The 11,555-nt window shown below is 51.2% G+C and carries 8 protein-coding genes and 6 tRNA genes; 11 read left to right on the top strand and 3 right to left on the bottom strand.

Annotation, left to right across the window (positions count from 1 at the left end; all coding sequences use genetic code 11):
• Window positions 1–44: 44 nt before the first annotated feature.
• Together glnS and nagE are read right to left on the bottom strand one after the other, a co-directional pair.
• Complete coding sequence (gene glnS, locus BEB42_RS20300; RefSeq protein ID WP_001287134.1) at window positions 45–1,709, bottom strand: glutamine--tRNA ligase; 1,665 nt, start codon at window positions 1,707–1,709, stop codon at window positions 45–47.
• Window positions 1,710–1,911: 202 nt separating this feature from the next.
• Window positions 1,912–3,858 carry a PTS N-acetyl glucosamine transporter subunit IIABC gene (gene nagE, locus BEB42_RS20305; RefSeq protein ID WP_001023131.1) on the bottom strand — a complete coding sequence of 649 codons (1,947 nt, stop codon included), beginning with the start codon at window positions 3,856–3,858 and terminating at the stop codon, window positions 1,912–1,914.
• 332 nt (window positions 3,859–4,190) lie between these two features.
• Between nagE and nagB the strand changes: the two genes are divergently transcribed.
• The 5 genes from nagB (at window position 4,191) to asnB (ending at window position 10,149) form a co-directional block, all read left to right on the top strand.
• On the top strand, window positions 4,191–4,991 hold the full coding sequence (gene nagB, locus BEB42_RS20310) for a glucosamine-6-phosphate deaminase (RefSeq protein ID WP_001237072.1): 801 nt from the start codon (window positions 4,191–4,193) through the stop codon (window positions 4,989–4,991).
• Between the two features lie 59 nt (window positions 4,992–5,050).
• On the top strand, window positions 5,051–6,199 hold the full coding sequence (gene nagA, locus BEB42_RS20315; protein WP_000271153.1) for an N-acetylglucosamine-6-phosphate deacetylase: 1,149 nt from the start codon (window positions 5,051–5,053) through the stop codon (window positions 6,197–6,199).
• Window positions 6,200–6,207: 8 nt separating this feature from the next.
• Complete coding sequence (nagC, locus tag BEB42_RS20320) at window positions 6,208–7,428, top strand: DNA-binding transcriptional regulator NagC (RefSeq protein ID WP_000187590.1); 1,221 nt, start codon at window positions 6,208–6,210, stop codon at window positions 7,426–7,428.
• A 47-nt stretch (window positions 7,429–7,475) separates the two neighbouring features.
• On the top strand, window positions 7,476–8,228 hold the full coding sequence (gene nagD / locus BEB42_RS20325; protein ID WP_000153129.1) for a ribonucleotide monophosphatase NagD: 753 nt from the start codon (window positions 7,476–7,478) through the stop codon (window positions 8,226–8,228).
• Window positions 8,229–8,484: 256 nt separating this feature from the next.
• Window positions 8,485–10,149, top strand: coding sequence for an asparagine synthase B (asnB, locus tag BEB42_RS20335; protein WP_000337077.1), 1,665 nt, complete (start codon window positions 8,485–8,487; stop codon window positions 10,147–10,149).
• Window positions 10,150–10,190: 41 nt separating this feature from the next.
• Here asnB and BEB42_RS26320 read toward each other — a convergent pair whose 3' ends face one another.
• Window positions 10,191–10,628: a hypothetical protein gene (locus BEB42_RS26320; RefSeq protein WP_000943490.1), complete on the bottom strand. Its 438-nt coding sequence runs from the start codon at window positions 10,626–10,628 to the stop codon at window positions 10,191–10,193.
• A gap of 332 nt (window positions 10,629–10,960) precedes the next feature.
• Between BEB42_RS26320 and BEB42_RS20350 the strand changes: the two genes are divergently transcribed.
• From BEB42_RS20350 to BEB42_RS20375, 6 genes are all read left to right on the top strand, one after another.
• Window positions 10,961–11,037 (top strand) — tRNA-Met (locus tag BEB42_RS20350).
• A gap of 8 nt (window positions 11,038–11,045) precedes the next feature.
• A tRNA-Leu gene (locus BEB42_RS20355) sits at window positions 11,046–11,130 on the top strand.
• 23 nt (window positions 11,131–11,153) lie between these two features.
• Window positions 11,154–11,228, top strand: a tRNA-Gln gene (locus BEB42_RS20360).
• 15 nt (window positions 11,229–11,243) lie between these two features.
• Window positions 11,244–11,320, top strand: a tRNA-Met gene (locus BEB42_RS20365).
• Window positions 11,321–11,368: 48 nt separating this feature from the next.
• A tRNA-Gln gene (locus BEB42_RS20370) sits at window positions 11,369–11,443 on the top strand.
• Between the two features lie 37 nt (window positions 11,444–11,480).
• Window positions 11,481–11,555 (top strand) — tRNA-Gln (locus tag BEB42_RS20375).

The following is an 11,555-nucleotide window of genomic DNA, read 5'->3' on the forward strand; positions in this document are numbered from 1 at the left end:
CGGATGTGGCGTAAATGCCTCACCCGGCCTGGTAGAACTTAAAACTACTCGCCTACTTTCGCCCAGGTATCACGCAGCCCAACGGTGCGGTTAAATACCGGTTTTTCCGCCGTAGAATGGCGGCTGTCGAGGCAGAAATAACCTTCACGCTCAAACTGGAATGCTTTACCCGCTACCGCGTCTTTCAGCGACGGTTCAGCAAAGCCCTGTTTGATCACCAACGATTCCGGGTTAATCACCGACAGGAAATCATCCGCAGCACCTGGGTTCGGCACGCTGAACAAACGATCGTACAGACGAATTTCTACCGGCAGCGCATGTGCCGCGCTCACCCAGTGAATAACACCTTTGACTTTACGACCATCTGCCGGATCTTTGCTTAAGGTGTCAGCATCATAAGTACAGAAGATAGTGGTGATATTGCCTTCGGCATCTTTCTCCACGCGTTCTGCCTTAATGACGTAAGCATTACGCAGACGCACTTCTTTACCCAGCACCAGACGTTTGTACTGCTTGTTAGCTTCTTCGCGGAAATCGGCGCGATCGATCCAAATCTCACCGCTAAACGGCACCTGACGGCTGCCCATTTCCGGTTTATTCGGATGATTCGGCATGGTAACCATTTCGCCTTCGCCCTGATAGTTTTCGATAACCAGTTTCACCGGATCGATAACCGCCATTGCGCGCGGAGCATTCTCATTGAGATCTTCACGGATGCAGGATTCCAGCGACGCCATCTCAATGGTGTTGTCCTGCTTGGTCACGCCAATGCGTTTGCAGAACTCACGAATAGAAGCCGCCGTGTAACCACGACGACGCAGACCGGAAATAGTCGGCATACGCGGATCATCCCAGCCTTCAACGTGCTTGTCGGTCACCAGCAGGTTCAGCTTACGCTTGGACATCACGGTGTATTCCAGATTCAGGCGCGAGAATTCGTACTGGCGCGGGTGAACAGGAATGGTGATGTTGTCCAGTACCCAGTCATACAGACGACGGTTATCCTGGAACTCCAGCGTACACAGAGAGTGTGTAATACCTTCCAGCGCATCGCTGATGCAGTGGGTGAAGTCGTACATCGGGTAGATACACCACTTGTTACCGGTCTGGTGGTGTTCAGCAAACTTAATGCGGTACAGCACCGGATCGCGCATCACGATAAACGGCGAAGCCATGTCGATTTTCGCGCGCAGGCAGGCTTTACCTTCTTCAAAACCACCGGTACGCATTTTTTCGAACAGCGCCAGGTTCTCTTCAACGCTACGGTCGCGGTACGGGCTGTTTTTACCCGGCTGAGTCAGGGTGCCACGGTATTCGCGGATCTGTTCCGGTGTCAGTTCATCAACATACGCCAAGCCTTTATTGATCAGTTCGATCGCATAGGCGTGGAGCTGATCAAAATAATCGGAGGAGTAACGGACGTTACCAGACCAGTGAAAACCTAACCACTCTACGTCGTTTTTGATCGAATCGACATACTCGATATCTTCTTTTACCGGGTTAGTGTCGTCGAAACGCAGGTTGCACTGGCCTTTATAGTCCTGGGCGATCCCGAAGTTCAGGCAGATAGATTTCGCATGGCCAATATGCAGATAGCCATTCGGCTCCGGCGGGAAACGGGTGTGTACTGTGGTGTGCTTACCACTGGCCAGATCTTCATCGATGATCTGACGGATAAAGTTAGTCGGGCGGGCTTCTGCCTCACTCATCGTGGATTCCTCAAAGCGTAAACAACGTATAACGGCGTATGATCTTATAAGCGGGACAGGCTGACAACTGTTAGTTTTTTAAAATTGATAATCTAACAGAGATTATGGGGATGATTGTTGAAAAAAAAAGCGGCAGAGAAGATCCCTGCCGCTTTTTATTGTTGGATGCGACGCTGCCGTGTCGCATCAGGCATGAAGCAGATTACTTTTTGATTTCATACAGCGGCGTTTGACCCGCCACAACATGACCCTGAGCTTTAATGATAAGGCCGCTGAAATCGTCGATATTGCTGCAAACCACCGGGCTAATCATCGAACGGGCGTTAGCGTTCAGGTAATCCAGATCCATTTCCAGAATCGGTTGCCCTGCGCTTACTTGCGCCCCCTCTTCCACCAGACGTTTAAAGCCTTTGCCTTCCAGCGCTACGGTGTCGATACCCATATGGACGACAATCTCAGCGCCTTTTTCGGTTTCCAGGCAGAACGCGTGATTGGTGTTGAAGATTTTCACGATTGTCCCTGCGGCTGGCGATACGACGATTTTATCCGTCGGTTTCACCGCCACACCGTCACCCACCGCTTTGCTGGCAAATGCTTCGTCAGGAACCTGATCCAGCGCCACAACATCACCGGTAATCGGCGATACCAGCTCCGCGACAGACACCGCGTTTGGTACGGCCTGCGGTTTTGCTACAGGCACGGTAGTTGCAGGCGCAGTTTCAGCAGAGGCGGCTGCTACCGGACCACGGGCAACGACTTTCTTCATTGCATCGCCAATGGATTCCGCTTTCGCGCCAACAATCACCTGAATAGTCTGTTTGTTCAGTTTTACCACCCCAGAAGCACCCAGACGTTTACACATCGCATCGTTGACGCGAGCTGAGTCAGCCACCGTCAGGCGCAGACGAGTAATACAGGCGTCAATGGCTTTCAGGTTGTCAGTGCCGCCAACCGCAGCAATATAGTTGGTCGCCAGTTGATTGAGACCTTCTTCAGTGTTGCTGTTGGCTTCTTCAGTAACGATCTCGTCTTCTTTATCTTCGCGACCCGGCGTTTTCAGATTGAACATGCGGATAACCACACTGAACACCACGAAGTAGATAGCGAAGAACACAACCCCCATCACCAGCAGCATCCAGACGTTCTGGCTGGCGGCCGGCAGGTTATACATCAACGCGTAGTCGATAGCCCCCGCAGAGAAGGAGAAGCCCGCGTGGATACCCAGCAGCGTTGCCACAAACAGGCTGATACCGGTCAGCAGTGCGTGCAGGAGGTACAGCAGCGGTGCAAGGAACATGAACAGGAATTCCAGCGGCTCAGTCACACCGGTCAGGAACGCAGTAACAGCAACAGAAAGCAGCATACCGCCAACCATCGGACGACGCTCTTTCGGTGCTGCGAAGTACATCGCCAGCGCTGCACCCGGCAGACCGAACATCATAATCGGGAAGAAGCCGGACATGAACATCCCCGCCGTGCCGTCACCGGCATAGAAGCGGTTAATGTCGCCGTGGAAAACAGTACCCGCCGCGTTGGTGAATTCACCAATCTGGAACCAGGCGATGGTGTTCAGCACCTGATGCAGACCGGTTGGGATCAGCAGACGGTTGATGAAACCAAAGATACCGGAACCCAGCGCGCCCGCAGAAACGATCCATTCGCCGCCTGCATGGATAGCGTGCTGTACCGGTGGCCAGACGTAACCAAAAATGGCCGCCAGCACCAGGCAGAAGAAGCCGGTGGCGATCGGCACAAAACGTTTGCCGCCGAAGAAGCTCAGGAAGTCCGGCAGTTTAATATCGGACCAACGGTTATAGGCAGCACCACCGACCAGACCGGTAATGATACCCGCCAGTACACCCATGTTAATTTCTGGGTTGATGGTCACCATCGCTTTGGTTAACACAAAGTAACCGACCGCACCCGCCAGCGCCGCCGCACCTGCGCTGTCTTTCGACCAGCTGGATGCCACACCGATGGCGAAGATTAATGCGAGGTTATCAAAAATCGCACCGCCCGCCTGGGCAATAAACGCAACGTTAAGTAAATCTGGCTGACCGAATCGCAGCAACAGTGCCGCCACCGGCAGCACCGCGATAGGGAGCTGTAACGCCCTACCGAGTCGCTGGAAAAAACCTAAAATATTCATCTTATTCCCCCTACGAGAACCCTATTTGGCTCGTTTAAAGCCGTATTTTTATTTTGCTGCAAATTGTACTGCCGATGTTCTGTAATCAGATTGTTAGATCATCTGCTACAGAGTGTGTGAAAATTTAATTCGTATCGCAAATTAAACGCGTGTCTTTTGTGAGTTTTGTCACCAAATATCGTTATCATCACTCCCTTTTACTGGCTAAACCAGAAAACTTATTTTATCATTCAAAAAATCAGGTCGGATTGACGCCTGTCTGCGCAAATCCAGGTTACGCTTAAAGATGCCTAATCCGCCAACGGCTTACATTTTACTTACTGAGGTGAATAATGAGACTGATCCCCCTGACTACCGCTGAACAGGTCGGCAAATGGGCTGCTCGCCATATCGTCAATCGTATCAATGCGTTCAAACCGACTGCCGATCGTCCGTTTGTTCTGGGCCTGCCGACTGGCGGCACGCCGATGACCACCTATAAAGCGTTAGTCGAAATGCATAAAGCAGGCCAGGTCAGCTTTAAGCACGTTGTCACCTTCAACATGGACGAATATGTCGGTCTGCCGAAAGAGCATCCGGAAAGCTACTACAGCTTTATGCACCGTAACTTCTTCGATCACGTTGATATTCCAGCAGAAAACATCAATCTTCTCAACGGCAACGCCCCGGATATCGACGCCGAGTGCCGCCAGTATGAAGAAAAAATCCGTTCTTACGGAAAAATTCATCTGTTTATGGGCGGTGTAGGTAACGACGGTCATATTGCATTTAACGAACCAGCGTCTTCTCTGGCTTCTCGTACTCGTATCAAAACCCTGACTCATGACACTCGCGTCGCGAACTCTCGTTTCTTTGATAACGATGTCAATCAGGTGCCAAAATATGCCCTGACTGTCGGTGTTGGTACATTGTTGGATGCCGAAGAAGTAATGATTCTGGTGCTGGGCAGCCAGAAAGCACTGGCGCTGCAAGCCGCCGTTGAAGGTTGCGTGAACCACATGTGGACCATCAGCTGTCTGCAACTGCATCCGAAAGCCATCATGGTGTGCGATGAACCTTCCACCATGGAGCTGAAAGTTAAGACTTTAAGATATTTCAATGAGTTAGAAGCAGAAAATATCAAAGGTCTGTAATTATTATCCCTGCCCTGACGCATTGCTCAGGGCAATATTTTTTTAAATCGGGGGTCAGAATGTATGCATTAACCCAGGGCCGAATCTTTACCGGCCACGAATTTCTTGATGACCACGCGGTTGTTATCGCTGATGGCCTGATTAAAAGCGTCTGTCCGGTAGCGGAACTGCCGCCAGAGATCGAACAACGTTCACTGAACGGGGCCATTCTCTCCCCCGGTTTTATCGATGTGCAATTAAACGGCTGTGGCGGCGTGCAGTTTAACGATACCGCAGAGGCGGTCAGCGTGGAAACGCTGGAAATCATGCAGAAAGCCAATGAGAAATCGGGCTGTACCAACTATCTGCCGACGCTTATCACTACCAGCGATGAACTGATGAAACAGGGCGTGCGCGTAATGCGCGAGTACCTGGCAAAACATCCGAATCAGGCGTTAGGTCTGCATCTGGAAGGTCCGTGGCTAAACCTGGTGAAAAAAGGCACCCATAATCCGAATTTTGTGCGTAAGCCCGATGCCGCGCTGGTCGATTTCCTGTGTGAGAACGCCGACGTCATTACCAAAGTGACGCTGGCACCGGAAATGGTTCCAGCAGAAGTGATCAGTAAACTGGCAAATGCCGGGATTGTGGTTTCTGCCGGTCACTCCAACGCGACGTTGAAAGAAGCAAAAGCCGGTTTCCGCGCGGGGATTACCTTTGCCACCCATCTGTACAACGCGATGCCGTATATTACCGGTCGTGAACCGGGCCTGGCGGGCGCTATCCTCGACGAAGCCGACATTTATTGCGGTATTATCGCTGATGGCCTGCATGTTGATTACGCCAACATTCGTAACGCTAAACGTCTGAAAGGCGACAAACTGTGTCTGGTTACCGATGCCACCGCGCCAGCAGGTGCCAACATTGAACAGTTCATTTTTGCGGGTAAAACAATATACTACCGTAACGGACTTTGTGTGGATGAGAATGGTACGTTAAGCGGTTCATCCTTAACCATGATTGAAGGCGTGCGTAATCTGGTCGAACATTGCGGTATCGCACTGGATGAAGTGCTGCGTATGGCGACGCTCTATCCGGCGCGTGCGATTGGCGTTGAAAAACGTCTCGGCACGCTCGCCGCTGGTAAAGTAGCCAACCTGACTGCATTCACACCTGATTTTAAAATCACCAAGACCATCGTTAACGGTAACGAGGTCGTAACTCAATAAGAGAAAGTATGACACCAGGCGGACAAGCTCAGATAGGTAATGTTGATCTCGTAAAACAGCTTAACAGCGCGGCGGTTTATCGCCTGATTGACCAGTATGGGCCAATCTCGCGGATTCAGATTGCCGAGCAAAGCCAGCTTGCCCCCGCCAGCGTAACCAAGATTACGCGTCAGCTTATCGAACGCGGGCTGATCAAAGAAGTTGATCAGCAGGCCTCCACCGGGGGCCGCCGCGCTATCTCCATTGTCACCGAAACCCGCAATTTCCACGCAATCGGCGTACGGCTTGGTCGTCACGACGCCACCATCACCCTGTTTGATCTCAGCAGCAAAGTGCTGGCAGAAGAACATTACCCGCTGCCAGAACGTACCCAGCAGACGCTGGAACATGCCCTACTGAATGCCATTGCTCAGTTTATTGATAGCTACCAGCGCAAACTGCGCGAGCTGATCGCCATTTCCGTGATCCTGCCAGGGCTTGTTGACCCGGACAGTGGCAAAATTCATTACATGCCGCATATTCAGGTAGAAAACTGGGGACTGGTAGAAGCACTGGAAGAACGTTTTAAAGTGACCTGTTTTGTCGGCCACGATATCCGCAGTCTGGCACTGGCAGAGCACTACTTCGGTGCAAGCCAGGATTGCGAAGACTCCATTCTGGTGCGTGTGCATCGCGGAACCGGGGCAGGGATTATCTCTAACGGGCGCATTTTTATCGGGCGCAACGGCAACGTCGGTGAAATTGGTCATATTCAGGTCGAACCGTTGGGTGAACGCTGCCACTGCGGCAACTTCGGTTGTCTGGAAACTATCGCCGCCAACGCTGCCATTGAACAACGGGTGTTGAATCTGTTAAAGCAGGGCTACCAGAGCCGTGTGCCGCTGGACGACTGCACCATCAAAACTATCTGCAAAGCCGCGAACAAAGGCGACGGTCTGGCGTCGGAAGTGATTGAGTATGTCGGTCGTCATCTGGGTAAAACCATCGCCATTGCTATCAACTTATTTAATCCGCAAAAAATTGTTATCGCAGGTGAGATCACCGAAGCCGATAAAGTGCTGCTCCCTGCTATTGAAAGCTGCATTAATACCCAAGCATTGAAGGCATTTCGCACCAATCTGCCCGTGGTACGTTCTGAGCTGGATCACCGCTCGGCAATCGGCGCTTTTGCGCTGGTAAAACGCGCCATGCTCAACGGTATTTTGCTCCAGCATTTGCTGGAAAATTAATGTGCTTTTATAGTGGCGCTTATTGTTGTCAATATTCTGGGTAGTCCATGACCATTAAAAATGTAATTTGCGATATCGACGGCGTGCTGATGCACGATAACGTCGCCGTACCGGGTGCAGCGGAATTTTTGCACGGGATTATGGATAAAGGCCTGCCGCTGGTGTTGCTGACCAACTATCCTTCGCAGACCGGGCAAGATCTGGCGAACCGCTTTGCCACTGCGGGTGTCGATGTGCCGGACAGCGTGTTTTATACCTCCGCGATGGCGACCGCCGATTTCCTGCGTCGCCAGGAAGGCAAGAAAGCGTATGTGGTGGGCGAAGGCGCACTGATTCATGAACTGTACAAAGCCGGTTTCACTATTACCGATGTGAACCCTGATTTTGTGATTGTTGGCGAAACGCGTTCCTACAACTGGGACATGATGCATAAAGCAGCCTATTTCGTCGCTAACGGTGCACGCTTTATCGCCACCAACCCGGACACCCACGGGCGCGGTTTTTATCCGGCCTGTGGCGCGCTATGCGCGGGGATCGAAAAAATCTCCGGACGTAAACCGTTCTATGTTGGTAAGCCGAGTCCGTGGATCATCCGCGCAGCATTAAACAAAATGCAGGCGCATTCGGAAGAAACGGTGATTGTCGGCGATAACTTGCGCACCGACATTCTGGCGGGCTTCCAGGCCGGTCTGGAGACGATTCTGGTGCTTTCTGGTGTTTCATCGCTCGACGATATCGACAGTATGCCGTTCCGCCCAAGCTGGATTTACCCGTCAGTCGCTGAAATCGACGTTATCTGAATAGAAACCACGCCTCAGGGCGTGGTTTCTTATTTTTACCGCTTACCAAAACTCGCCCATTCAATAAAACCTGCAAAAAATTATCGATCCATCAATAAACATGCCTCTACACCCTACCTTTTTTCATCAATCAGCAATCACCATTACGTTTTTTATTCCCCCCCTGCCAAATCGCTTGCGCACAGTGCTGCTTTGCGGCATTTTTTTAAACAAGCAAACACAACAAGCAACAAATACCAGGTTAACGGAGAAGGTTATGTGTTCAATTTTTGGCGTATTCGATATCAAAACAGACGCAGTTGAGCTGCGTAAGAAAGCACTCGAGCTGTCACGCCTGATGCGTCATCGTGGCCCGGACTGGTCCGGTATTTATGCCAGCGATAACGCCATTCTCGCCCACGAACGTCTGTCCATTGTTGACGTTAACGCGGGGGCGCAACCTCTCTACAACCAACAAAAAACTCATGTGCTGGCAGTAAACGGTGAAATCTACAACCACCAGGCATTGCGCGCTGAATATGGCGATCGTTACCAGTTCCAGACCGGGTCTGACTGTGAAGTGATCCTCGCGCTGTATCAGGAAAAAGGGCCGGAATTTCTCGACGATTTGCAGGGCATGTTCGCTTTTGCCCTGTACGACAGCGAAAAAGATGCGTATCTGATTGGTCGCGATCATCTGGGGATCATCCCACTGTATATGGGCTATGACGAACATGGTCAGCTGTATGTGGCCTCAGAAATGAAAGCCCTGGTGCCGGTATGCCGCACGATTAAAGAGTTCCCGGCGGGGAGCTATTTGTGGAGTCAGGACGGCGAAATCCGTTCTTATTATCACCGCGACTGGTTCGACTACGATGCGGTGAAAGATAACGTGACCGACAAAAACGAGCTGCGTCAGGCACTGGAAGATTCCGTTAAAAGCCATCTGATGTCTGATGTGCCTTACGGTGTGCTGCTTTCTGGTGGTCTGGATTCCTCAATTATTTCCGCGATCACCAAGAAATACGCCGCCCGTCGCGTGGAAGATCAGGAACGCTCTGAAGCCTGGTGGCCGCAGCTGCACTCCTTTGCTGTAGGTCTGCCGGGTTCACCGGATCTGAAGGCAGCCCAGGAAGTGGCAAACCATCTGGGCACTGTGCATCATGAAATTCACTTCACTGTACAGGAAGGTCTGGACGCCATCCGCGACGTGATTTACCACATTGAAACCTATGATGTGACCACTATTCGCGCTTCAACACCGATGTATTTAATGTCGCGTAAGATCAAAGCGATGGGCATTAAAATGGTACTGTCCGGTGAAGGTTCTGATGAAGTGTTTGGCGGTTATCTCTACTTCCACAAAGCGCCGAACGCTAAAGAACTGCATGAAGAGACGGTGCGTAAACTGCTGGCCCTGCATATGTATGACTGCGCGCGTGCCAACAAAGCGATGTCAGCCTGGGGCGTGGAAGCACGCGTTCCGTTCCTCGACAAAAAATTCCTTGATGTGGCGATGCGCATTAACCCACAGGATAAAATGTGCGGTAACGGCAAAATGGAAAAACACATCCTGCGTGAATGTTTTGAAGCGTATCTGCCTGCAAGCGTGGCCTGGCGGCAGAAAGAGCAGTTCTCCGATGGCGTCGGTTACAGTTGGATAGACACTCTGAAAGAAGTGGCGGCGCAGCAGGTTTCTGATCAACAACTCGAAACTGCCCGTTTCCGCTTCCCGTACAACACGCCGACCTCAAAAGAAGCGTATCTGTATCGGGAAATCTTTGAAGAATTGTTCCCGCTTCCGAGCGCCGCAGAGTGCGTACCGGGCGGTCCTTCCGTCGCGTGTTCTTCCGCTAAAGCGATTGAGTGGGATGAGGCGTTCAAGAAAATGGACGATCCGTCTGGTCGTGCGGTTGGTGTTCACCAGTCGGCGTATAAGTAAGAAATGCGGTACTGCCCCGGAGAAATCCGGGGCTGTTTCAGTTATTGAGCTGCTTGTTGATTCTGATATGCAGTAAGGAAATGTTCCGGGTTTGCCACATCACTGTTTGACAACTCATCACTGTAGGCCACCGACCAGGTCGCCTGCTCATCCGGAATATGCAGGCTGCCATTCCCCTCTTTCAGGCGTAATAACTCAAAAGATTTGCCCTTAATTACGGCGGTATAGGATTTTTCACCTTCCTGTAATGCTTTCACTTTACAGCGAAAAATCTGGCCATCGATGTCATTATCAACATGCGATACCTGAATGAGGGCTTCATTAGAGGCTTTCGGCCCTATCCGCATCATCCACACCACAGCGCCTTCCTGCCCACGATAGCCATAAACATATTTACCGATTTCCGGTTTGACCGTATCGGCAAACGCAGATTGCATGAGTAATAACGCACCCATCAGCGCCGTCATAAAACGCAGCATAGTATTCCCTCAATAAATCGCCTGAAGTGGTAGCAGAGATGCAGGCGTAGCGATCCCTGCCCTGTCCTGTTGCAACGGGCCAGTATTTCATAGATTAATTTCCTACCACTATTGTTGAATTCCGAATTTCATCCTGTATGACAAAAGAATGGCTGTAGGGTGGGGAAAAAACACAAAGTAAACAATAATTGACGAATATAGCGCCACGCTGTTCGCAACCTAACCAAACAGTCACTTTCGAGCAATTTTCCTTGAAAAAGAGGTTGACGCTGCAAGGCTCTATACGCATAATGCGCCCCGCAACGCCGATAAGGTATCGCGAAAAAAAAGATGGCTACGTAGCTCAGTTGGTTAGAGCACATCACTCATAATGATGGGGTCACAGGTTCGAATCCCGTCGTAGCCACCATCTTTTTTGCGGGAGTGGCGAAATTGGTAGACGCACCAGATTTAGGTTCTGGCGCCGCAAGGTGTGCGAGTTCAAGTCTCGCCTCCCGCACCATTCACCAGAAAGCGTTGTACGGATGGGGTATCGCCAAGCGGTAAGGCACCGGTTTTTGATACCGGCATTCCCTGGTTCGAATCCAGGTACCCCAGCCATCGAAGAAACAATCTGGCTACGTAGCTCAGTTGGTTAGAGCACATCACTCATAATGATGGGGTCACAGGTTCGAATCCCGTCGTAGCCACCAAATTCTGAATGTGTCGAATGCGTTCGGCAAATTCACAAACCAATTTGTTGGGGTATCGCCAAGCGGTAAGGCACCGGATTCTGATTCCGGCATTCCGAGGTTCGAATCCTCGTACCCCAGCCAATTTATTCAAGACGCTTACCTTGTAAGTGCACCCAGTTGGGGTATCGCCAAGCGGTAAGGCACCGGATTCTGATTCCGGCATTCCGAGGTTCGAATCCTCGTACCCCAGCCA

The organism is Escherichia sp. MOD1-EC5990 (assembly GCF_002965285.1).
Taxonomy (GTDB): Bacteria; Pseudomonadota; Gammaproteobacteria; order Enterobacterales; family Enterobacteriaceae; genus Escherichia; species Escherichia coli_F.